The organism is Dysgonomonas sp. GY75 (assembly GCF_015234155.1).
Lineage (GTDB): Bacteria > Bacteroidota > Bacteroidia > Bacteroidales > Dysgonomonadaceae > Dysgonomonas > Dysgonomonas gadei.
This window is the reverse complement of record NZ_JADCLQ010000036.1, coordinates 473,217-499,128: the sequence shown is the minus strand read 5'-3', so window position 1 is coordinate 499,128 and position 25,912 is coordinate 473,217. Positions and strand designations below refer to the sequence as shown.

Here is a 25,912-nt window from a genome sequence, read left to right as displayed (position 1 = left end):
AACTACTTAATGCTAGGGTACAATCCTGTCTTTTTTAATAACTTTTTATATTCTTGCAAATTGAAAGGAGCTTCTCCGTATAAATAATGATTGCTGAATTCTTTCTGCCCCACTTTATATTTGATGAGAAGTATTCCTTGTCCTTTTTGCTGAGGCAATGAAGCTATTTTGTTCATACTATTTGCCGATACCTCGAAGTCTCCCTTATATACTTCTTTGTTCGATGCGACGTCAATTACTACTACCTGCCCTTTTTGAGCGTTGCGGGTATCATTGGTAACAATCAGGGGATAAGCGTTATCGACAGGGTCGTTTATGAGTACACAAAGGTCTGTCTGTGCGTTTTTGATGAAATAGTACGCCATTTTTTTCGAATTGTAGTAATCTACAATGGCATCCGAAATTATTGGCCATCCGTCACGCAGATTCCACCAGATTATCCCGGTTTTGGGGCTGAACTTTTGCCCGCGCCACAGCTCTACAAAAAATTTCATGACTTCGGCCTGTACGGCCTGTGATGCGAAAGCGAAATCTTCGAGCCTGGTCGGTACTTCGCCAAAAAGCAGGTTCACCTGGTTGAGCATTAAATTGTTACGGTCGAAAGTTTTTCCCTGGGATGGAAAGCGGCGTGTCGATTTTGTAACCCATTCGTCATTCCATTCTTTATCTTTAGTCCAGGGATACACAGCATCTTTGGTCATCATTTTATTCAGGCTTTCTACGTTAGGACATCCATGATACCCTATTTCGCTGACGAAGCGACAGTTGGCCTTCGTGTAATACGGCTCTTTATAATAACCTCGTGGCCCCCATAGATGGTTTTCCGGCAAGAGTTCGTCACCTCCTCCGTGTTCCCATACAGCTTCGCTATAATAGGGAGAACTTGGCAGGTAGGGGCGTGTCGGGTCAAATTCGTAGAGAACGCGGGCGATAACTTTACGGGTTATGACATCCTTATTCGGATTGATATTCAGTGGTTGCAGTGTCCAGCGCATCGCAAGGTCATTTTCGTTGTTGCCTGACCAAAGAATCAGAGATGCGTGATTGCGGAATTTGAGTACGACAGAAGTAACTTCCTGCTCGATCATTTTAGCGAAATCGTCCCGTTGCGGATAGAATGTACAACCCATCCCAAAATCCTGCCACACGAGAATTCCGTTTTCATCGCAAAGGTTAAAGAAGGCGGTATCTTCGTAAACATTGCCTCCCCAACAGCGGATCATATTGCAATTGATATCCACAGCCATATTGATCATGGTATTCAAATGTGATTTGTCCCTGCTATGCAACGCGTCCATCGGTACCCAGTTGGTTCCGTGAATGAATATCGGTTCATTATTCACTATGAAACGGAATTGTCCGGGTTTACCGGGAAGATTGATGTCATCCATGTCCAGTTTTACGGTGCGGATTCCGATTTTGCAATTATTAGTATCCAACTCTTTACCATCCGAATCTATTAACTGTACACTGGCATCGTAGAGGGCTGCTTCGCCATAACCTCTCGGCCACCAGAAATCGACATTATCCAGTTCGAATATATGGCGGAAAGCCGGAGTACTTACTGGCTGCGAATTTTGATATACGACTTTCCCTTTACGGCGGAGAGTGAATTGAACTTTGACTTTGTCGAATTTGTCGAAAGGCATGATTAGTTGCACATCAGTGAAAATACGTGCAGTGTGCGCTGTCGTATCTATGCTGATGGTCATCCAGTTCACATCTTTCAGGCGGGTAGGATTCAGTACCCGAAGCTCAACATCGCGCCACAATCCGGCACTGACCAGACGGGGCATAATATCCCATCCGTACATGTGCGGAGCCTTCCGGATATAAACAGCCTCCTCGGCAGGAAAATTGCCGATGCTGAATGTGCCTAGTGTATGTTTCTGGGCTTCCATAACCGCCGACCTGATTATAACCTGCAGGGTGTTTTCTCCGCTTTTCAGATGGTCGGTTATATCGAATTTGTGTTCGATCAGCATATTTGCGGCTTCTCCCACTTTCTCCCCGTTCAGCCATATATCGGCCAGGCAGTCTATTCCTCCGAAGAACAGTTCGAGCCGTTGACCATTTTGTATCGATGGCGCCTCGAATGTTTTTGTGTAACACCACTGATAATTTTCATATTTTCGCAGGGCGTTCACATTACTTCCTGTCATCGGGTCGGGAATTAATCCGGCAACCATCAGGTCCAGCTCTACATTTCCCGGAACAGTCGCTTCTATTGTTTCCACCTGCATATCATTGATAGCTTGCGGGGTAACAATTGCTTCAGCCGGCTGTTTCCAGTACGAAAGCTGCCATCTTCCATTCAAAGGAATATTGCCTGGTGAGGCTGCCATATTCCCCATATATAGGATTGCGGTTAATAGGGTTAATAATATGTATTTAATTATAGTCATAATTATTCTTTTTCTTATTCACCCGGCTGTAGCATGGCATCGTTGCTGTTCCACCCCGGTGTTTGAGTCAAGACTCCATTCGACAATGTTATTTCGGCTTCCGGAATAGGCAGGAATCCTCCTGTTTCCGGACGGAATTTTATTTTATATGTGGCATTCTGGCTATTATTTTTCAAGGTTATACCATTCATATCGTTAACAATGGTTTCCGCGTCTCCCCATCGTAATATATCGAGCCAGCGTATGCCTTCGAATGCAAGTTCGTATTTACGTTCGTTTTTGATATTTTCCAATGTTGCCGGAACAGTTGGCAGGTCTACACGCCCACGCACACGGTCCATATATCTCTGCGCTTTGGGACCACCAAGTTCCGCGCCCATTAACAGGAGGTCGGCAAAACGGATCAGTACAATATCCTGAGTGCTGTTGAACTGCGGGTCGTTTGGCATATTCCACAGGATAGAACTGTAGGATACGATATTTCCTTTATCGTCGTATACATTGACCGGCATATATTTTTTTGACCAATAGCCCGTTTCATTCCATTGATAGGCTTGCCCCCATTTGTACTTGGTGGTGGAGCCTTCGCCTTCGTGTGTTGCGTCCGAAACATCTAGTACCGAGCCTCTTTTCCGCACATCGCCATTAGGCCATTCATTGTAGAATTTGCTGTTGACAGGCCCTTTACCCCAACCTGAGCCAAAAGGCAACAAGTCTTGGTTTCCCCTGAACCCGAAGTGCAGGTTTACAGTGTTCCGGCGGTCGTAATTATTGCCCTGAGCTGCGGTTGAGCATTTGATAGCAAAAATAGTTTCATAATTGTCTCCGTTCTCGCCTATCCATTTCAGGTTATTGTCCGCCGCATATTTGTAATCGGATCTTGTTTTGCCGGACATTACTATCGAATATGGCCATAAGTTTCTAAAGTCGGGAAGCAGGTCATGCCCACTGTTGGCAATACAATCATCCACCCAGCCTATTACCTGATCTTTTGTAATATCTCCCATCCGGGGTTGTTTATAGTAGTTGGTATAGAACAAGAAGACACGGGCCATCAGAGCCTGAGCGGCCCAGCGTGTGGCTAATCCATTTTCGGTTTTGGGTATATCCTGAAATTTAGTGGCAGGTAATATTTCGATTGCACGTTTCAAATCAGCTCCCATCTGCGCATATATATCTTCGGCCGATGCCCGTGGAAAGTTTACCGGCTCGGGGCTTGTTACTAATTGTACCGGCCCGAACATGGAACACAGACGGAAGTAGGTGAAAGCGCGTAAGAAGAGTACCTGACCCTCTATCTTGTTCCTGGATTCGGGGGTTGGCCATTCTATATTGTCCAGAGAACCGAGCAGTAAATTTGCCCTGTAAACCGAACGCCATGTGCATTCCCAGAGGTCGGTATACATTGTTCTCGATGTCAATTTGAAAAGGTCGATAGCATGAGCCGTAAGGTCGTCTTTTCCTCCTCCACCCAGCATATCGTCAGCCATGAGGTTTAGAACGATGAAGGAATGTTCGGTTTCACCACCCCCCACACGGGACCCGAAAGCATTGTAGACGCCCATCAGCGCGGTATATGCTTCGTCCGGAGTCTGGGGATAGTTGGATGAGTCTTTTTGTGTTAATTGATCTGTGTCCAGGAAATCGGAACAGCTAACTATAAAGACAGAAATTAATATTATGATTATCTTTTTCATTTTGCCTTAGATTTTAAAATTTGAGATTAAGACCAAATAAGAATGTACGGGAGTTCGGGTAGAATCCATGATCTATACCGCTCATCCATCCTGTAGGGCCGGCGCCTATTTCCGGGTCGAGTCCTGTATATTTTGTCCATGTAAACAGGTTTTGCCCTGTAAGATAAAGCCGTACTTGAGAAAAGATATTTTGTTTCTTTAGTAAGGTTGCGAAATCATAACCGATGGTAAGGTCATTCAACCGGATATAATCCCCATCGTATAAATGAAGGTCGGAAACGATATTGGTATATGCCGATTGTCCCAGCCTTGGCCACTTGTTGGAAGTGCCTTCTCCATGCCAGCGATCTAGCGGGTCATGCTGGCCTCCGTATATCTGGTTGCCGTACACACCCGAGAATGATGCCCGGAAATCGAATCCTCTCCATGCTCCTCCGAATGAGAAAGAAAATATCCCGTCGGGGTTAGGGTCACCGATCAATACACGGTCTTCTTCATTGATTTCGCCATCGTCATTCTGATTCACATATCTGACGTCGCCCGGTACCGCATTCGGCATAACCAGCTCTCCTTTCGAATTGCGATAAGCGTCGATCTCATCCTGATTCTGGAATATACCATCGGTTTTCAGACCCCAGAAGTAGCCGATAGGATAGCCTACCTGCGCGCGATAGAATTCGGGGCTCCATGTGCCGACAGTCCGCGCGCTGCCGTGAATGATTCCTTCCTCGTTAGCGATGCGGGTTACCCGGTTTTTGTTATACGCCCAGTTGACGTTTATATCATAGCTGAAATCACTGATCTGGTCTCTCCATACTACAGCTAATTCTACACCTGTATTTCTTATATCCCCTCCGTTTATATCGGGTGCATTAGCTCCGTATGAACCAAGTACAGGCGCAGCTACCAACCAGTCTTTTGTTGTCTTGCGATACCAATCGAAATTGAATGATAATCTGTTTTTCAGCAATAAGGCATCAAAGCCGAGATTTAGCTGTTCCGAGGTTTCCCACGTAATGTTAGGATTGGGCAGGTTGATCGGATATGAAGCAATCGTATAACTGTTTTTATCCACTCCCGGATAATAATAGCTGTACTCTACACTTGAATAATCACCTGTGTTTTGTCCGCCTACCCGCATTTTTGCTACATATTGGAATGGGGAGATTGCTTGATTTCCGTTCTGCCCCCAACTTGCTCTGAGCTTGAACATATTAAGATGCTTTTTGAATGGCTCCATGAACTTCTCGTTGCTTATAACCCAACCGGCTGAAACTGAAGGGAAGAATCCCCAGCGTTTTCCCGGAGCGAAGTTTGAAGAGCCATCGGAACGTGCAATAAGGGATAGCATATAGGTTTCCTTGAAGTCGTAATTGATACGTCCGAAATATGAAAGCAATGCCGACCTGCTCCAAGGCGAACCACCCAGGCGTGTCGAGGTTTCGCTTACTTTAGGTGTGTTTATAAGATAGGCATATTTGAACCCTTCGAAAATGGAGTTGGTATTAAATCCGGAAACACTTGTTCCCAAGCCTCCTTTTTCGGCACTCGTACCAGCTAATACATCAAAGTTATGTTTGTTTTCATCCAGTGAGAATTTATAGTTGAGGGTATTCTCGAACGTCATGCGGCTAAAACCCAGTGATATATCCTGACTTACTTTTGTTTCCTGGCTTGTGTATTCGGGTGCCAGATTATATTTAGGTATATAAGACCGGCTTTCTTCACCATCCATCGTTAAACCGAAATTTGAGCGGAATACTAGATTCTTAATTGGTTCGATTGTTATAAATGCATTTGTATTTAACTGGTAATTCTTTTTGGTATTGTTACTGTTATACACCAGATATGCAATCGGGTTAGGAGCATATGGGGCATATGCAATAGGTCCATGATAATTTCCATTGTCGTCATATATAGGCATAAAGGGGCTTCCTCCCATTATCATACCTAGCGCGCCCAAGCCTTCGGTAGATCTTCCGCTCAACGACCCGTCTTTGTTGGCGTACACAAAATTGATTGTTTCTCCCATGCGTATGATATCCCGTCCGTTTGCGGAAAAAAGAGTCTGGTCTGCATTCAGACGAAAAGTATATCTATCCTGTTTTGTTTGTACAGGCTTGCCAAGAGTACCTTCCTGTGATGAATATGAGAAGCTGGTAAAATAGGACGATTTTTTACTTCCTCCCGATATTGTTATAGAGTGGTTTTGCGAGAACGCATTTTTGTTCTTTATTTCTTTGTACCAGTTGGTACCTTTCCATTCCCCCGATAGTATTTTATCCCAGTGAGGGACCATCTGGGAAAAATTGATTCCGTACCCGTAAGTGTTTTTCGAATACTCATCATCCAGCATTGCCTGTGTGGTAGCATCACTGTACCATTTATAGTCGGGAGCATTCGAAAAACCCAGATATGTATCGTAAGCGATACGCACCTTGTCTTCGCCTTCTCCGCGGTGTGTGGTTATCAGTACCACGCCATTGGCTGCACGTGCTCCATAGATTGCAGCGGATGCCGCATCTTTCAATACATCTATAGATTTGATATCCGCAGGATTTATATTCGATATATTTCCGGGTACACCATCCACGATGTAGAGCGGATCGGCATTTCCGATAGTTCCCATCCCCCGGATATAAACTTTGTATGAAGATCCGGGTTCTCCGGACGTCTTGGTTATCTGCATACCCGGAGACATACTTTGTAAGGCTGTCAGTGGATTAGGCGTATGCAATTCTTTTATTCTGTTCCCGTCTACCTGTAATGTCGCACCTGTTACCAGTTTCTTCTTTTGAGTCGCATATCCGATAACAACGACTTCATCCAGTAGCGAGGTATTTTCTTCTAAAACTATTTGATATTCTTTTTCAGTTCCAATCCGTACTGTCTTGGAATTGAAACCTATATAAGATATAGTGAGCGTTTCACCCGGTTGTGCGGCAATAGTAAACAGTCCATCAAGGTCTGTAACGGTCCCTGCCTTTGTTATACTGTTTATTATTGTTGCACCAATAATAGGTTCCCCTTTTTTGTCAAAAACGGATCCTTTTATATTGCCATTTGTCGATATATTTTGAGCATGTACAATGTTTATAAACAAAAGGGACATAAACATTACCAAAAATACCTTTCGATAACAATTAAGCTTGTTTTTCATTGATGAAGATTATTTAATTTATTTTTTACTGATGTAAATTGCCTTTAATATTTTTGCATTCAGGTTACTTATACTTTCATATCCTTACCTCCTTTCATTTGTTTATTTCTTAAAATTTGAATGTATGTTTACCTCCTTCAACAGGAATCTTCTTGTCCATGACTTCGATTGTGGCGGTAGTATTGATGGGAATCTCTACTTCCAGACGGATTTTACTCCCCTCGCGTTTCCATTCGGACCGGATAAGTCCTTTGATTGAATTATATTCTCCTTTCACCCAATCCAGACCTTCTACAAAGTGAGGCCGGATAAGTATGTGTTTAAATCCGGGAATCTCGGGGTCATAGTTTATGCCTGCCAACACATTGTACATCCAGGCATTGATATCTCCCAAAAACATATGGTTGATAGACGCGTCCCTGAATTCGGGGGATAGCGTCCATGTTTCGGGCATTGTATTGAATCCTTTTTTTATCCAGGCTCCCCATGATGGTTCATCTTCTTTAGAAGCCATCTGGTAAGCCATATCCGCATAGCCGTATTTTGATAGCATTCTCAGTACGGTTTTGCTTCCTAATACGCCAAAATCGAGATATCCGTTGTTTTCTTTTACTATCCTGTACAAATTGTCTGCTACGTCTTGTTCCTGTCCATCGGGTACTATTCCCAGATAAAGGGCTAATGCTTGTGAAGTCTGCGATCCATTGGCATAGGTGTTTTTCTGCGAATCGAAATATTTATTGTTTATCAATTGTTTCAGCCTGTCAGCTTTTTCTTTATAGGCTGCCCCGTCACGTCCCAGTATATCAGCAAATTTGGACATATAAAGATTATCCAGATAATAGTAACACGATGTCGTATATTCAGTCGGCGTTTGGGTCTTGTATGGTACCCAATCTCCGATTCCATAGGTGACACAGCCGTCTTTGTCTTCACGTGCTGCCAGATATGCCAGATACTTCTGGCAAGTATCATATACTCTGCTTATGCTTTGTTTGTCTCCGTAATAGTCGTATAGAGCCATTGGGACAATAAACATGGCTGCGTCCCACACCGGGCCGATCCAATCGTCATATCCCCAACCGGAGCTTGGGATAATGCCGGAGATGCGTCCTTCCGGAGTTTGATTATCGATTAAATCTTCGATCCATTTTTCGTAAAAACGAATACCGTCGAAATTCAATAATCCGAGATCCATTGTGATATGGGCATCTGCTGTCCATCCGTTTTTCTCACGTTGAGGGCAATCTGTCGGGATACTCATTATATTTGATAAATATGACCTGTTTGCGGCTTCCCATATCCGGTTCAGCAAGTCGTTGGAACAGCTGAAATGCCCGTTTTTTTTCAGATCGGAATGGAAGTTAAGCGCTGTTATATTTGTTTTATCGAGTTTTACCGGACGGTCTGAACGTACCTCCACATACTGAAATCCTTTGTATGAGAATTTAGGAGTGAAAACATGCTCTTTGCTGTTAAGAATGAGGACATCTGTCTGGAAAGCCAGTCCCGGAAGCGGTTTGTAATAGATATCGAGATTCCGCATTTCTATAAGTCCGTCAGGTCTCAGGAGTTCACCATATTGCATTTCAATTCTTGTGTTTTTCTCGCCCTTTACTTTCAGCTGGCACGTACCTGTCATATTCACTCCAAAATCATACACAAACACAGTGTCGCCAAAAGACTTTACCGCTACTGGTTGTATATTCTTTACTTTTCTTATTACGGGTTCTGTCTCAGCAACCAGGTGCTCTGACGGAGCCTTCATTATTTTTGCCTGTGGCCATGCAGAGTCGTCGAATGCAGGTTTGTCCCATCCTTCGATCTCTTTATTTGCGTCGTACGTGTCTCCGCTATAAATATTGTTTTGCGTATAAGGCCCTGATGGGGAAACTTTCCATGTAGAGTCAGATACTATGACATCTTTTGTATTATCTGTATAAGTAATATGTAATTCGCAGATCATCAACGCGCGATTGCGCCAGCGTGCCTGTTCGAAACTCCATGTTGCAACCGGAGCAAATGCATTGTAGAATCCATTTCCGAGAACGGATGTTATGACATTCTTACCGGATTGTAAATGTGAGGTTACATCATAAGTGTTGTACAGGTTGCGTTTGTCGTAATGAGTGTATCCCGGTGCCAAAAATACGGATGTATCGACAGGGTTTCCGTTAATTGATACATCGTAATATCCTGCTGCACTGATATATAATCTGGCCTTTTCTATTTGCTTATTACCGCTTGTTTCGAAAGGTTTCCGCAACATAGGTGATCTCGGGTTATCTATAGCTTCACTGTCCGATATCCATTTTGCCTGCCAGTCTGAAGACTGCATAAAGGCTGTTTCAAACTGAGCTATGGATGATGTTATTTCCTGTTTGTTTTCTTTGTCCCATGCTATGATTTGCCAGTAATAAGTGGTGTTTGGTTCGAGTTTATAGCCGGAGCCTGTGGTGATGAAAGATTCTTCTGTGCTCATTATTTCAGAACGCCATACATTATCGGAAACTTTGCCGGAAAGAGCGTCCGGGCTTTTAGATACAAGGAGTTGGATACTTTCCTGCTTGAAATCGTGACCGGAAGCTGTTTCGTAATTCCATGTAAAACGTGGGCTGGACACATCGATCCCCATGGGGTTATGCATATATTCACACCTTAAATTGTCTATTTTGACGCTTTTGGTCCGACATGATTGCACTACAAGAACTAAAAGAAGGCTTGCCGACAATAAAACAGCTAGGATTGATTTAGATTTAGGCATAATCTTATTATTATATGGTGAATTAACTTTAACGGTTTAGTATGATATTCAAAAAAATAAAATCTCATTTTATACTTGTCCGCAAAAGTGAGGATTCTTCGCTAATAAATTGTTTCAAAGTTATTAAATTATGGTTTTATTGTATTTTTCATATATTATGATGGCTTTTAATATAGGCATTCATAACTTCTTATATATACTGTGTGATACACACAAAAGTACTTTTCCTAATCTCAAGTAAATAAAATCTCCTGCATAAATAGGTCATGGTACCTCTAATGGCTTATTTTGATAAACTTACAATTAACTTAATCGGTTAAGTAATGCAAATTTAATGCTTATTTTAATAATTCCAACAATAAGATCGAATTTCTTTCGTGATTAACATTTGTTAAAAATGAAGAAACATATATTAAAAAAATAATATTGTATTTAATCTTATGATATATAGATATTTAAGTTATATGTAAATAATATATGAATCATATTGTCAGATTACATTTTTAAATATGGTTTATCTCTTATAAATAAAAAAGGAATTTTAATTTTACCGTGAAAGTAAAATAGTCTATTTTTGTAGAAATCTAAATTGAATGTTATATTTGTATAGCGGAATAATATTGATAATCACTTCTAGGCTTTTAATGCACAGGATGATATCGGTAATCATATACAAGATGAATCTTTGATAAAACAAATTGGACCTGCTCCTATATGAATACTATGAACAGGATTCAGATAAGAGAAATGTAACGAACAATAATGATAAATTAATTATTAATTTAAATATCTAATCTTCTTGTATATGTTTTGTTATTATTCGATATTTAACCGTTCAATAGAATAAACAATCTTATTTGCGTATTGAAAATGAAAAAAAGAACATCACTCAAGGATATTGCAGAAAAACTGAACTTGTCAAAAACTACAGTATCATGGGTGCTGAATGGACAAGCAGAAAAAAAAGGTATCAGTAAGAATACGCAGGAGATTGTACTGAACTGTGCTAAGGAGTTACATTATCAGCCTAACTTAATAGCCCGGAGCCTTAATATAGGCCAGACTAAGACTATCGGCCTTATTTTGCCTTCCATATCCGATTTCTTCTATTCTTCCATAGCCAGAGAAATAGAAAATCAAGCCAATCTGCATGGTTATTCTCTTATGATAGCAAGTTCGGAATCTGATTTTAATAAAGAAGAGCTTGTCATACAGATGTTTAAATCTAAAGGGGTGGATGGGATTATTATAGCTCCGACAAAGCGGTCTAAAGTAGAGATAGAGCGGCTTATGCTGGAGAAATTTCCCTTGGTTACCTTTGACCGTTATTTTCCTGAATTAGAGACGAGCTATATTATTATTGATAATAAAGAAAGCAGTTACAAATTAACAAAACATCTTGTGAGTAGAGGCTGTAAAAATATAGCACTTATTACAACTAACTCATATCTGACGACAATGGGTGAGAGAAATGAGGGATACAAACAAGCGTTATTAGATTCGGGAATCAAGTTTAATCCCACGCTGGTAGGAAATGTAGAATATGAAGATTACGAGACCAAAATAGTGAAGATATTGGATAATATATTTGAAAAGGTGCCGGATGTAGATGGTTTCTTTTTCACCACGCATATACTTGCTTTGGAGGCTTTCCTTTATTTTAATAATAGAGGAATAGATTTTAACAGGCAATTTCAACTGGCATGTATACATGGAGTATCTTTGTTTAAAATATTAGCTCCAAAAATAAATATAGCAAGAATGCCGGTTTCCGATATAGGCAAGAACGCTATAGATATTTTACTTGGAGAGATTCGGGAAAAGAATGAGCAATCGGGAGAAAAAGGACAATACAAAGTTGTTTTACCTTGTACTCTTTATTTAAATAATTAGTTTTATTAAAACTGGAATAAAAATAATCCGTATAAACGGTGTTTGTGAAGGTTATTTTTTTCTCAATTTTGAAATAAATCGCCTATATATCTGTTTAAAACAGGTATATAGGCGATGTCAATAAAATGTAAAGCCGATGTGATATATAAAAGCTGTGATCAAAGAATTAGAACAACTCGCTGAATTAAATTTATTTCTGATTTTTTATATCCTTCTCATAATTTTCTAACAACTTTACTTTCTCTAAATTTCCAGAGGCTTCAGATGAACCGTTGATCTGAGCTTTTAGAAAAAGTTCTTTGGCTTTATCCATATTTCCTTCAAGCGCATATAGGATACCCAAATTATTCCACGAATCAGGAATGTCCTGATATTTATCAAGGTAACGGTGAGCGGCAGCCGTGTCTCCTTTTTCCAGTTCAATAGCCGCAGCGTTTATGTTGGCAATAATATCTTTAGGGAACACCCGGACGGCTATATCGAATATTTCTTTAAATTCGTCACTCCCTTTTTCATAACTGTTTGCTACAAGAAACATTTCATTGAGACTCATTTGTCCGGGTTTCGTTTTCACAATATCCTTACCTTCTTCAAGACTGAATGCCCGCACTATATAGTTAAGTTTGTAATCTACTCTGCGTAATGTGGGGAAATGTTCGTTGAGAAGTGTTCTGTAAGAAGCCTGAACTTTTAATTTTTGCTCTTTAGCATCTTCAGCTAAGGATGAATTAATTATTTCCATTAGTTTGTCCTTATCCGGAAGATATAATTCTTCAACAATTTTCTTCAGGCCAACCCAGTCTTCAGCTACCGAGTTGGTATTAAATAAACTATTGTCAAAGCTATATCTGTTTTGAAGATAATTTTTCAAGGCTTGGGTTCTTGAGGCCGACAGACGGCTGTTTAGTTCATAGCCTCCTTCCGGAGAAGCATATCCGCATAAATTAATGGATGTTATAGTGGCATTTTTATCATTTTTCAATTGACCTAGAATGTCTTCAATTTTACTTAGTTCTTTAAAGTTATTTCGAAAATCCGGAATTACCACCGATTTTCCAACTTGAAAATCGAGAAAAGCAGAACCCTCATAATCACGGTTCTTTACTGCTTCGGTTTTGGGTGTTATGTAAGAAATAGTAAATCTGATTTCAGGCTTGCTTATGTTTACTTTCTCCACTATAATTCCATCACCGATATTATCCCAATCTTCATTTTTCTTACACTCTGCACAGCCAGTAACCTCTTGTTTGATAGTTAATGACGCTGTTCTCATCCATTCTTCAAAAGAGACGTTTTGGGTATAGCTAACTTTAGATGACTCTGATTTCTTTAGTAAGATTGTATTATTGTCTGTATTTTTTTTATGAAAGAATCGGACCCTGTTGTCGGCCTTATATCTGGTATTTCCTTTGATTATAATCTTGGGCAATTCCATTATATTATTATCATCTTTGATCGCAGGAGTCAGTATGATTGCTTCGTTTGATTGTAACTTGGCCTTGCTTGCATCTACAGTCATTTCTATAGCCAATCTGCTTCCGGTTTGCCGGGCTTTAGCATCACTCACATGTATATTATTGTGAATTTGTTGGGCTATAATAATATTATTGGTGAAAAATAATATCGCCAGCATGTAGAGGAAAATATTTTTCTTTTTCATAGACAATATATAATTAAAATATGAAATAAATAAAGCTGATGCTAGCCTTTGTCGGACCCCAATAATCTTTAGTATCACTTTTGATTATCGTACCACATTCGGCACACGGGTATTTGTCGTATTTGAAATGTGTATATCCAAGGCCAATGGCAGTTTCGAGCCCCCACCGGTTATTTAATATCCATTGGTAACCATAGCTTATTCCTCCTCCATAAAAGTTACCCTGATAGTTCCCGTTTTTCATCTTTTCCGAGAAATTTATACCACTGAAGTTATACTGCCCGGCGTGTGCATGCAGCCCAAGAAAGTGCCCATTTAGTCTTTCACAAAACCAATACCGGAATTCGGGTTGGACCAACCACAGCTTCATTCTTTTCACATCCGAAAATTCCCATGGATTATATGCTCCGGATATATCGAGAGATGTTTTTTTGCTTAATCCGATCTCAGCGCCCAGACTAAATGTAGTTGTAACATCATACAGCACATTTGTTTTTAAGCCAAAGTTTTGTCCGTGTAATGGGGGTAAAATCAAGATGAAAAGGGATATAAATATTATCTTTCTCATATTCTCTGTTTTAATTTAGTATGAATTGACTGTACTCCAGCTTCCGCTTATAGTTAGATTGTCAACGCCAAGTAATGGTAGATTGACCGGCACAGAAACAGTTAAGGCCTTGATATCACCTAAAATTAAATTAACGATGCCATTGGTTAGAAGGCCTATTATAGCTCCAAGTACCGGTAAACTTTTAACAGTGCTGATTGTATTTGCCAGGATTCCGTCGATATTTGCGATATCACCGATTTTTACAGTTAATGTAAGTCTGTGATTGCCGTCTGTTTGCTGAGTGTATGATTTGAGGCGTAAATCCAAGAATGAATAATCAGCTCTATATCTCAGATTGGTTTTAGAACCTGTTGCCGAAACCGGATCCGATATATCCATGAATGCTCCCGGCAGAAGCAGATTACTGTCAATAACCTGATCTATTACCAGTCCGGCTACTAATCCTTGTGCCAGTATGTCTATCTTCTTAACATCGTAATTTCCATTAAGACCTTTGATGGCTACGAATCTGTCATTTACAGTACCACCTGTATCGGTCTTTAGTCCGTATTTGAATCTTTGCCCTACAGGGTAATAGTCTTTGACGTTAAGATCAAAGTCTGTTGTCTTGGGGAAATTATCTATAGTAACAATAGCTTCGGCTCCATATGCCCAGGGATTCAATATCCGGCCCAGATAGGCAAGCCCTGTTTCGTTTCCTGTGGCGTTCGCAGCCAGTGCTAGTTCTATCTGATTGATAAGCGACTGTGCTAATTGATCGTATAAAGCATTCGCTATAGGGTCGGCTAAATCCAAAATAAGTTGATTTAGCAGCGGGTCGATGACTGCAGTCAGCAGTCCGGTCAGTTGGTTTACCAGTATGGGGCGTAGCAAAGGATACAAGATACCATCTGAATGATTCGCTAACGACCCGGTTAAAGCTGTTTTTATTATATTTCTGTAACCTACTTGTGTAAGTATATTCTGAACCAGTTTGTTTACGGCATCATTCGTGTCAACGAAATTCCGGTGCAGTCTCAACATCCCTATTATCCGTTGTAATAAAATATTAGGGTTGGGTGCTGCATCGGAGAAAGATGCTCTGGCCCAATAGTATTCTGCATTATTGGAGAATTCAACCGGAGGAAGTGCAATGCGGGCATCTGCATATGTTGTTTTATAATTTAACAAAATATCCGCATAATTTTGAGATGAGCCGCTTGTTGCATAAGGAAACAAAGTCTTTTCCACATTTCCGAGGAATATCACTTTGTAACTGCCTTTGGGCAAAGTATCTCTTACTACAGCAAGAGGCCACGTAGGAGTACCCTGAGCCGGTAATAGTACTGTTTTTTCTTTTACATATTCTCCGGTCGATTTGTAGATTACATAACGGATATGTTGTACCCTTGTGTCGGGACCGGTTACGGCTGCTTTTGTCTGTATATCAAAAGTTGAAGTCGCGAAGTTGACTACAAAATGTCCCTCAGGAACCTGACTGTTCGAAGTTGGGGTTTCTTTTTCATCTATATCGATTAAGTCATCCGTTTCCCGGTTGTCGCAGCTAGTCAAGAAAAGCGATGTTAATATGCTGAATAGTAATATCTTTGTTTTCATATGCTACTTTGTTTTATCCGAATTATTGTATGCCGTCCCAGTTGTCGTCGTCCAGGTTTATACTATAGCTTAGGACAAACCCGATATTTATGTTCGAATAATTTCCGGATATTTTTACAACATGATTAGGCGAAAAGGTTATGCTGTTTCCGGACGATACTCCGTTCGTATCGGGTACTTTAATGATATATCTCTCTGTGAAAATACCATATTTTATATCCAGGTAAAGTTTAGTTTTATTTATATCCAGTGTCGGCAGAAGATAATGATTGAAACTCACTTTTGCCGATGCCGGAATTTGTGTCGAAAATGTTTTAAGATTGTCAGCATCGCTAGCCGATTGGACAACGGTTGCGATAGTGCTGACTGGTTGTATGCCTTTTACAAGTTTTTCTGCAATTAGAGTGATAGAAGTAACATAGGTAGGAATATTTGTTATTTCTATGTTAAGGCCACTAACAAGACGAGTTAAGTTGCCCTTTAATGTTTTTATTTGTGAGGGTTTAAAATATTCTCCGATAACATTTGTGTTGTTGTAGGATTGGCATGTCGCAATGAAAAATTCAGGTACAGATGCTGCTGATTTTGTAAGTAATTGTATATTGTTCAATAGGGTAGGGTTACTTACTGAACCTAGACTGAATTTATTGTTTACGTTGCTCTGGTCGTTAAAGTTATAATCGTTCTGATTGTATCCTATTACCAGTATTTTATAAGTAGAGTTGGCTGAAAGATTCAACATTGTCATATATGAAGTCAGTGCGTTTACATTTACCTGTCTGGCTGCTGTATAGTCAGGAGCAAAATTGCTTTCGTTGTTGGCAGAGATACCTTCATCTATTTTTTTGAAAGGGAGCAGTAATACTCTATTGACTGTATATGGCTGTGTTTCTATCGATTTTTCCTTATTAGTTTGCAAGCCGGTTATTTCGACAGGTACAGATATTATCTGTCGGTCTGGTTCTTCAGCAATTTCATTCTGAGAGCATCCTGAGAGCATTAAAATTGCAATGCTCCATAGTAAGCACTGCCATTTTGCGTATTTGAAACAGATATTATTATTCATAACGGCTTTGTCGTTTTATGGGGCTGCCCAAAAGCAGATGTTCCTTTCAGGCAGCCTCATTTATTTATTGTTTATTGTATTGTTAACGGATGTATTGTATTCCAGGCCGGGTCTATAGTGATTGTTATAGCTTGGTCTTGTAATAAGTCAATAGCATCGTCGTCATCTCCCGGATCGCCAGGGTCTGATCCTGTTGTTGTTCCCGGTTTATGTTTTACTCCTAATGAATAGAAGTGATTAGCTGTAATATTAAATGTACTGGAAGCACCATCTCTTACCGACCATGTTTTGATCACGGCATTGGCAGCATCGTACAAACCAAGGGTTAGTGTAATTCCGCTTACCGGTATCATATATGCTCCGCTTAATTGAGAATTTGGCAATTTTACAATTCCTGCAGAAGATAAGTCATTGCCGGAATACATCTCATTTGCAACGCTTTGTGTGCTTAGGTCAATGTTGATTATATTGTAGGTAGTTGCAGATGTAGAACCGATTCCAGATCCCAGGTTTACGACTTTATTGCCTGCACTGGCAGACAGACGGAGGTATCTTACTGTTTTACCATCCAGCATCTGTGGTACATTTTTGAAGTATCCCAGAATACCCGCTATTTTGCGGGTCATAGTGAGGCTGACGCGTGTACCTTGCGATAATACTTGTGCCTGAACTGTTCCTGCAAATATTTCGGATTCGTCGCCTGATGCTGTGATAGTTGCTGTTACATCTTCTATTTTGGTGGTGGAGCCCAATGTTGGTAACTGGTATAAATCTGATGCATCACGTCCTATTGCAAGGAATTTGTAATCGCCGGCGTCTAATTTGTCTCCAATTGGTACAGCATAGCGTTTGAATGTAGAGCCTGCAGTCCAGTCTGAAATATCATATGTTTTTACATAGAGATAGTCCGTACCATTACTTTTGAAGGCGTGAACAGATACACGTGTAACACTTTGTGATGCATCCTGGCTATATACAGGGGTTCCGGCTTTGGTTGTAGAAAGCTGTGTTTTTGCAGCAATTTCAAATACTAAGCCTTCGGGGTCTTGCCCATTGTCTATAGTTTGTTCGTCACTAGAGCAAGCAAAAAAGGCGACACTTGCAAAAAGCAGAAAAAAAGTCTTTTTCATAACAATAAAAAATTAAAATTAAACCTGATAAATAACTAATTGTTTGTAATCTTATATTTCGATTTCACTTATATTCAGTTTTTTTACAAGAGTCCATTCACTATCAATGTAGACCCATATTTCGATTTCATCCTGTGTGGAATTATAATTGACTGTGACTTCTGTTATGTTGTTCCTGTTGATTTCCAAATCTATAGAAGGCAGAGTCAGTGTTGGGGAAGAATTGTCTGTTGTATAAAAAGAGATGGTTAATTTAGATATTTCGTTGTTGAGTGTAGGAGCCAGATATGTAGATGTTTTGTCTAATACTTGTGTGCTTTTTCGGAATGTGGTTTTTACATTTGCCATATCCCTATACAATCGCTGTGCATTTACATATTTGTAGATATTTGATATGTTTTGATCTATTTTAACAATAGACTCAGGAAGATTATTCATCTTTACTGATAGCTTGCCCTTTGTCCGGTCCATTCCTAAAATAGTATCTTGTGCTAATCCGTTTATGATATTCAATGTGGCAGAGCCAAGGTATATATCAGTACTTTCTGTATTATCAGTATGTAAAGCAAGAGTTTCTATCACAGACTCATTTACATTTCCCCATACAGTCAGCAGGTATTGTCCGTCGGGCATATGGTCCAGAATTATATTTGTGTTTTTCTCTTCTCCCAATATTTTATTTATAGGTGACTTTATATTTGTATTACCTGTTTTGATATTCTCTAATGTATAGTATATATTAGAGATATATTGGTTGAAAGGCAGATTTTCGTCAACAATATTTCCTTCTGTTCCCGAATTATTGAGGTAGTTCTTGTCTTTTACAACTAGCTGTATGTTATACTGATAAGGGCATTCTGGTAGGGATTCTCTGACACATGAAGCAAGGAGTGAAATAGAAAATAGCAAGCATATGGTTACTCTCATCGTACAAGTTTTTAGGTCGTGAATATCTTATACTTTTTATTAGCTATTAACATCAATTGTATTTAATTTGTTTATTCATGAATATATAAAAAATAGTAGTTTTTTATGATTCATATTATGAATAACTATAATTGCGTATATGTGATATTATCTACAGATATCTGTGGGACTATTTTGTTAATATAATATGTTATATAACAGATATTTGTTTTTTTATATAAAATATTTATTTTACAAATAGATATTGGTTTTGTAAGCTTGTTTAATATATTGTATATTATATATAATTTGTTTTATTATTCCGGAATAAATAGATGAATCTAGTTAAATAGATCCTTTTCTAAAATATATAATCTTTAGCCATTAGTGTTAATAGCTCTATGGAAGTGAATATAGCACCTATTGTGGAAAGTTTATTCTTGAATTTTATACAGTCGACGAAACTGATCTGATATATAGTTTTTGTGATATGTAGTTTCTATATGGGGAAAGGTAGTCTAATAATTCTTATATAGTTTTTCTAATATATTATCACCTAATCCTGTCGATATTTTTATAATATCATATTCAACATTATTTTTTATTAGTTTTTTTGCAATGCTTACAGCTTGTTGTTTTGATGGAGGAACATCAGCAGAGGGTGCCTCTTCTTCATAATCATCAAATATTTTGAGTATTATTTTTTCTATACTGGATTTTAGCTCTGTAATATTTTTTTGTTCAGTATAATCTATGGAGTTAAATGTGCCTGCTCCCCGATGTAAAATCAGGAATATTATCCCACCTATTATAAGTGAGGATGCATGTGAAAAATTGATATCGCAATTCTTGAACTTTTCGTCAAAAAAGTTCATTATATACTTAGAACTAATATCTCTGTTTTGTGCAGTTCGTTGGGTAATATAATTTTTTTCATTTATCTCCCATGCTATTAGCCTTTGCATACAAATATCATTCAATAGCGATTCTGCAATAGCATTTATGGTAGTATAGGCGTTTACTACCGGATGAAGATTGTCCTGATTGAATTTTATATTATCATTTAGCCAATAATCATAATTACGAACAAATTTTTCCAGAAAATCGTTCATATCTTTATACCTGTTATAGAATACAGGCGGATCTATTTTGGCTTCCTGGCTAAGTGCTTTGACCGTGAGATTGTTAAATCCGATATTTTCGATTAATGTAATAGCAGCATCGAACAGGGATTGTTCAATGTCTTTTTTAGTCCTACGGTACCTTTTCTTTGCAGAGTCAGCTACATTCTCTCTTGCCTTATTGCTCATACGTGCAGTATTATGACAATCTAAATTAATATAACATTAAATTGTAAATGCTACGGAAACAGTATTGCTGCATTTGTTCTTAGTGCAAATGCCAAAAGGTAAATTATTTAATGGGTCGTCTTATTTACAATATACAGTTGCAAAAATAGTATTAATTTTGATAAGTCAATAATTACACAATGATAGATTTCCGTAATAATATGTATACTAACTATTATTTTGTTAAATTATTGGTTAAGGCCTTCATACGGTAAGAATCTGGCATACTTCTGGTATCTGTTATCTTTTCTGTTTTAGGTGATATTAAATTATAGAGATTATGTCTTTGTGATAAAGTTGGTTACATTTTATCCTTTCCTTCGTTTAAATGCTTGTTTACGAATTCTTTAGGTAACATGTTGTAATTTTTCTGAAAGACTTTCGTAAAATAAGATGGAGAATTGAATCCTATACTGTAAGCAACCTCATTGATTCGCATATCAGTTTCTATCAGTAACTTGCAAGCCTTCCTTAGACGGTAGTTTCGCAGATAATCACCCGGGGTTACTCCGCTTATTGTTTTCAGTTTTCGTTGCAGGTTGGAACGGCTGATATTGAGTATACCGGTCAGCGATTCCACGGAAAAGTTTTCTTCCGATATGTGTTTTTCTATCTCTTCATTTAGTTTGTTGAGGAATATTTCGTCATTTTTGTTGGAGACAAGAACTGAATAGGATGTTAATGGAGAACGGTTGAACGCTTCCAGCATTGCTTTGCGATTCTCGAGCAGGCTTAGGATTTGGGCCTTGAGAAAAGAGGTGGAGAAGGGTTTCTCTATAAATACGTCGGCTCCGGAAAGCAATCCTTCTATTTTGACAGCATTCTCTGTTTTGGCAGATAATAATATCAGAGGAATATGGCTATAATTAATATCTGACTTTAGTTTCTTTGTAAAAGAAATGCCATCTATACCCGGCATCATTATGTCCGATATAATGACATCGTAACTCTTTTCTTCAAGTAGAGATAATGCTATTGTGGCATCTGGAGCAGAATCAACTATATAATCGCTAAGTAAAGTCTTTTTTATAAATAGAGCCATCTCGGAATTATCTTCAATAATCAGGATTGAAAATTGGTATCCTGCTTCTGTGTGGGGTGCATTTTCGGTTGTAAGAGCTATAGATTGATCAGGTAATACAGATGGTGTCTTCTCAAATGATGGTTCTATATCGGAAAATTGGAAAATGAATACCGTTCCTCCATCCTTCCTGTCCGCTACATCGATAGTTCCTCCCAGGATATCGGTCAGATTTTTTACTAGTGCCAATCCCAAGCCTGTTCCGATATTACGATCCTCAGTCTGGACCTGAAAAAACGGATCGAATATCAGCGATTTATGGTCGTCGGATATCCCTCTTCCATTATCTTCGACAGTTATGGTGTATGATTTATCACTGTTACAGGCTAAAGATAATATAATTTGGTTTTTAGTGTATTTCAACGCATTTGTCAATAAATTGCCGATTATTTTTGTCAAAGCATCGGCATCGGCATTTATCCTGATTTCTTTATCCTGAGGTAAATTTAATATAAAGTCTATTTGTTTTCGTTGAGCAGTTTTTTTGAAACGCTCATATAGCTCATAAATAAATTCTTTCAGGTTAATGTCCCCGGGATTTACAACATATACAGTGGAATCCATCTTTCTGAAATCGAGTAATTGATTGATCAGTACGGTTAAGCGATTACAGTTTTTTTCTATTATGAGAAGGTTTTGTTTAGTCTCACTATTATCTTCGTTTGTATTAATAACCTCTTCCAATGGTGCTGTAATAAGGCTTAACGGGGTTCTTACTTCGTGAGCTATGGTTGTAAAGAAATCTATTTTCGACTTGAATGCCAAGGTTTCCTGTTCGGTTTTGTATGCTTCCAGTTGTTGTAGCCGTTTCTTCCTATCCTTAGCCCAATAATAAGACATGACAATATACACTAAAGATATAAGTATTATGAAGTATAATGCCTTTGCCGGTAGAGAAAGCCAGAATGGAGGAAGTATTTCTATTTCTATTTTGGCTCCGGTCTCGTTCCATAAACCATCATTATTTGTTGCTTTTATCCAGAAGCAATATTTTCCATAAGGCAGATTGACATATGTCACGCTTTTATTATTCCCTGTGTAATTCCAATCTGTATCAGCTCCTTCCAGTTTATAGGCATATTGATTTTTTGTCTGAGTAACATAGCTAAGGCTGACGTATGATATTGTAAAGGATGATTTATTGTATGGCAGTGTTATTTTTTGTCCCTTGTTTAATTTAATTTGTATTTCGTCTTCCATTTCAGAATCAGAATTGCTGAATAGACTTATTCCGGTAATCTCTACAGGAGGCACTACTATATTCTTGTTTGCATTGAGATCTTGAGGATAAAAGGAATTAAAGCCGTTTATACCACCAAAATAAAATTTTCCGTTCTTGGTCTTATAACTTGACTTGTAATTAAACTGATTGCTTTGTAGTCCATCTTCTTTATTGTACAATATGGAATTCTGAGGTGCTGACAAGTTAAAACATGCTAACCCTTTATTACAACTGATCCATAGATTTCCAAAAGGGTCATCGAGGATGCCATAAACGACATTGTTAGGCAAACCATCCGATTCGGATATATTTGAGAAATTATCTCTTTTTGCATCATAAATAAAAATACCCTTTCCTTCGCTAGAGAAAAGAATTCTTCTCTGACTATCTATATACACACTGGTTAGTTTACTTTTTACGATGGGATTCTCACTATCTAGAATAGCATCATAATATATCCATTTATTCGTTTTAATATCCAGTTTTATAACACCACCGCCATATGTTGCCAGCCACAGGTTTCCGTAATGATCTTCTTTTATATCGTAGATAAAACCGTCAATGGATTCTATGGGGGTAAAACTATTGGTGGCCTTGTTATATTTATTTAATCCTACCGGAGTGCCGGCATAAATATCTCCGTTACTGGTTTTATATAATGAAAAAACACAATTATCATTTAATGTATTTTTGTTTCCACTTATACTATTATAGTTAGTCAAAGACCTGGTTTTGGTATTATATACATCTATACCTCTCGAAAATGTCCCGATCCATAAATTATCTCCATCTAATAGCAACGCATGCGTGTTGTGATAAGATGTTGTTATTGGCTGACTGATACTTTTGGTTACAGAGTTGAAATAATTTATCCCTCCGTCTTCGGTTGCAATCCATAAATTGCCGAACTGATCTTCACAAAACTGACTGATCGCTTTTCCCGACAATGTTCCGGGGCGGCGGTCCGGATAATAAGTCTCAATATTTAATTGAGATGGGTTCAGATAGTTAACTCCTCCAAAATAAGTTCCTATCCATATCCCGTTTTCCTTATCCTTATAGATAGAATATACATTTTGGTCGCTAAGGCTATGCTGTAATTGAGGCATATCTATTCTCTTGGCTTTTTTTGTCTCCAAATCGAATAGATACAATCCGTCATCCGAACCAATATATAAGGATCTGTCATCATATTGAAAAATAGCTCTGATATGTGTTACATACTGAAATATATCGTTGCGCCCAAGGTACGATATATGACTATTCGATTGTTTGTCGTACAGGCAGAGCCCATTGGACCAGGTGCCCAGCCACAAATTGCCTTTGTTGTCTTCCAGGATGGATAAAGTTTCGTAAGAAAAATTCTCAGAGAAACCAAACATAGACTCTATAGGGTCTAGTTTGTTCGTTTCCTTGTTGTATCTAAGTAAGCCGAGCCGAGTCCCCACCCAAATGTTTCCGGATAAGTCTCCATATATCACCCAACTGGCGTTGTTATCCAAATTGTGTCTCGAAAGCTCTACTCTCGAAAGTTTTTTTTGTTTAGGATTATATTTGAATATACCCTGATTCATAGATGCTATCCAGATATCACCGGCCTGGTCCTGGTAAAGGGCATTGACAGCAGACGTCAAATAATTCTTTTCATTATTTGACGCTCCGGAAACTTTTTTAAATGTTTCTTCCACCGGATCCATTATGTATAATCCTGCATCGGTGCCGATATAAAGATTCCGGTCATTTCCTTCTATGAGGCATCGTATAAAATTATTTCCTATTGAATTCGTTTTTTCTACACTATGCCGGAAAACACGAAAGTTATTTCCATCAAACCGGTTTAGCCCGTCTTTTGTCCCGAACCACATGAATCCTTTCGAATCTTGTAGTATACAATAAACTGCATTCTCGGACAAACCTTCATCAACTTGTATTTTTTTGAAATGAAAATCTGATTCAATTTGGGAGAACAGAGACAAATTAATTGCGAGAAATAGTAATAGGATGATATATTTAAGGACGCTCATATCTATACAAACATTTTTTGATAAGGTAAAATTACTTTATATATGAATCGGTAATGTAAGCAGCCGAGCATATTTGTGATAAAAAATAACCAATGTATGATAATTTTTGGTCAAACGGGCTTTGTTGACCGATTTTTACTCTTTTTATTTTAAAAGTGTTCTCAGGCATATTTTGCTCCTGCTAAATTTGTGCATAGTTTTTTTCTCCCTGAATTTTAATTGTATCCAGTATATAAAGAGATCAGAAAAAGAGAAAATTATCAAACAATATTGAAAAACGAAAAAAGATCTGATAAAATGAAAATACTCAACGTCCTGATAGCCGTATTGTTTAGTTTTGGCTTTGCATCCTGTCAGAATAATGGAACAATCAAACAAGAAAAGGTCGAGGCTATCTCTCTTGGAGACCCCTTTATTATGCTTTATGAAAATGTTTACTATGTATATGGTACACATGCCAAAGAAGGTATAGAAGTATATACGTCTGCCGATTTGGTACATTGGAAAAAAGCTGAGTCGCTGGCCTTACATCAGAATGATTCATGGGGTGAGCGCTGGTTTTGGGCTCCCGAAGTATATTATATAAAAGAAAAAAATAAATTTTTCATGTATTATTCGGCAGATGAACATATTTGTGTGGCTGTCTCCGATTCTCCTTTGGGCCCTTTTGTACAGGATGAGAAACAACCAATGATTGCAGATGAAAAATGTATAGATAATTCATTGTTTATCGACGATGATGGAAAACCGTATTTGTACTTCGACCGTTTTAACGACGGACTTAATATATGGGTGGCCGAACTGGAGGAGGATCTTAAAACTATCAAGCTCCCAACTTTAGCAAAATGTATCAATGTATCCCAGTCATGGGAAGAGGTACATCCACGTGTCAACGAAGGCGCTTTTGTTACTAAACATGATGGTATATATTATATGACTTATTCAGGAAACAGCTACGAAAGTCCTTTTTATGGAGTAGGTTATGCTACAGCTACTTCTCCTGTGGGCCCTTGGACAAAATATGACAAAAACCCGATTCTCCAAAAGCCGGACACTCTTGTTGGTGTAGGACATAGTGCTATGTTTAAAGATAAAGAAGGGCAGTTGAGAATTGTATTCCATGCTCATAACAATCAGGAAAAGATCCATCCGAGACATATGTATATTTCTTCTGTTCGGTTTACGAATGAAGAAGTGCCGGTTATGCAGGTACACGGTGATATTTTGAAGCCTGTAGTAGTAACCATTGAATGATATTTATCTGTACGGGAATGTAAAAAATAGAATAAAAAATGGTGTTTTTTAGCCAACGAGGTCGTGTTGACCGGAATTTTTCTTTTAATGCACAGGTTGTTTTACCTGTTTCATTCATAATTATTTTCCTTTGA

Annotated in this window: 14 protein-coding genes; 2 read left to right on the top strand and 12 right to left on the bottom strand. The window is 38.5% G+C overall.

Annotated elements, in window-relative coordinates; all coding sequences use genetic code 11:
- Window positions 1–2: 2 nt before the first annotated feature.
- From IR083_RS14305 to IR083_RS14290, 4 genes are all read right to left on the bottom strand, one after another.
- Window positions 3–2,405: a glycoside hydrolase family 2 protein gene (locus IR083_RS14305; RefSeq protein WP_410492878.1), complete on the bottom strand. Its 2,403-nt coding sequence runs from the start codon at window positions 2,403–2,405 to the stop codon at window positions 3–5.
- Between the two features lie 14 nt (window positions 2,406–2,419).
- Window positions 2,420–4,102, bottom strand: a complete 1,683-nt coding sequence (locus IR083_RS14300) for a RagB/SusD family nutrient uptake outer membrane protein (protein ID WP_194224831.1) — start codon at window positions 4,100–4,102, stop codon at window positions 2,420–2,422.
- Window positions 4,103–4,115: 13 nt separating this feature from the next.
- The gene (locus IR083_RS14295) at window positions 4,116–7,262 is read right to left on the bottom strand and encodes a SusC/RagA family TonB-linked outer membrane protein (RefSeq protein WP_194224830.1); all 3,147 of its coding nucleotides are present in this window, start codon (window positions 7,260–7,262) and stop codon (window positions 4,116–4,118) included.
- Between the two features lie 109 nt (window positions 7,263–7,371).
- The gene (locus IR083_RS14290) at window positions 7,372–10,026 is read right to left on the bottom strand and encodes a family 78 glycoside hydrolase catalytic domain (RefSeq protein WP_194224829.1); all 2,655 of its coding nucleotides are present in this window, start codon (window positions 10,024–10,026) and stop codon (window positions 7,372–7,374) included.
- 870 nt (window positions 10,027–10,896) lie between these two features.
- Between IR083_RS14290 and IR083_RS14285 the strand changes: the two genes are divergently transcribed.
- The gene (locus tag IR083_RS14285; RefSeq protein ID WP_194224828.1) at window positions 10,897–11,919 is read left to right on the top strand and encodes a LacI family DNA-binding transcriptional regulator; all 1,023 of its coding nucleotides are present in this window, start codon (window positions 10,897–10,899) and stop codon (window positions 11,917–11,919) included.
- A gap of 190 nt (window positions 11,920–12,109) precedes the next feature.
- Here IR083_RS14285 and IR083_RS14280 read toward each other — a convergent pair whose 3' ends face one another.
- From IR083_RS14280 to IR083_RS14245, 8 genes are all read right to left on the bottom strand, one after another.
- The gene (locus IR083_RS14280) at window positions 12,110–13,579 is read right to left on the bottom strand and encodes a DUF3868 domain-containing protein (protein WP_194224827.1); all 1,470 of its coding nucleotides are present in this window, start codon (window positions 13,577–13,579) and stop codon (window positions 12,110–12,112) included.
- A gap of 13 nt (window positions 13,580–13,592) precedes the next feature.
- On the bottom strand, window positions 13,593–14,147 hold the full coding sequence (locus IR083_RS14275; protein ID WP_006800043.1) for a DUF3575 domain-containing protein: 555 nt from the start codon (window positions 14,145–14,147) through the stop codon (window positions 13,593–13,595).
- Window positions 14,148–14,162: 15 nt separating this feature from the next.
- Window positions 14,163–15,746 (bottom strand): hypothetical protein, encoded by a 1,584-nt coding sequence (locus IR083_RS14270; RefSeq protein ID WP_194224826.1) that lies wholly within the window; start codon window positions 15,744–15,746, stop codon window positions 14,163–14,165.
- 22 nt (window positions 15,747–15,768) lie between these two features.
- Complete coding sequence (locus tag IR083_RS14265) at window positions 15,769–16,812, bottom strand: hypothetical protein (RefSeq protein ID WP_194224825.1); 1,044 nt, start codon at window positions 16,810–16,812, stop codon at window positions 15,769–15,771.
- Between the two features lie 71 nt (window positions 16,813–16,883).
- Window positions 16,884–17,942, bottom strand: a complete 1,059-nt coding sequence (locus tag IR083_RS14260; protein WP_006800046.1) for a FimB/Mfa2 family fimbrial subunit — start codon at window positions 17,940–17,942, stop codon at window positions 16,884–16,886.
- A gap of 51 nt (window positions 17,943–17,993) precedes the next feature.
- Window positions 17,994–18,869 (bottom strand): hypothetical protein, encoded by an 876-nt coding sequence (locus tag IR083_RS14255; protein ID WP_194224824.1) that lies wholly within the window; start codon window positions 18,867–18,869, stop codon window positions 17,994–17,996.
- A 497-nt stretch (window positions 18,870–19,366) separates the two neighbouring features.
- A complete protein-coding gene (locus IR083_RS14250; RefSeq protein WP_194224823.1) occupies window positions 19,367–20,158 on the bottom strand; it encodes a TetR/AcrR family transcriptional regulator in 792 nt (263 codons plus the stop codon).
- 340 nt (window positions 20,159–20,498) lie between these two features.
- Window positions 20,499–24,524 carry a hybrid sensor histidine kinase/response regulator transcription factor gene (locus tag IR083_RS14245; RefSeq protein ID WP_194224822.1) on the bottom strand — a complete coding sequence of 1,342 codons (4,026 nt, stop codon included), beginning with the start codon at window positions 24,522–24,524 and terminating at the stop codon, window positions 20,499–20,501.
- A gap of 297 nt (window positions 24,525–24,821) precedes the next feature.
- Between IR083_RS14245 and IR083_RS14240 the strand changes: the two genes are divergently transcribed.
- A complete protein-coding gene (locus tag IR083_RS14240) occupies window positions 24,822–25,778 on the top strand; it encodes a glycoside hydrolase family 43 protein (RefSeq protein WP_194224821.1) in 957 nt (318 codons plus the stop codon).
- The last annotated feature ends 134 nt before the right edge of the window (window positions 25,779–25,912 follow it).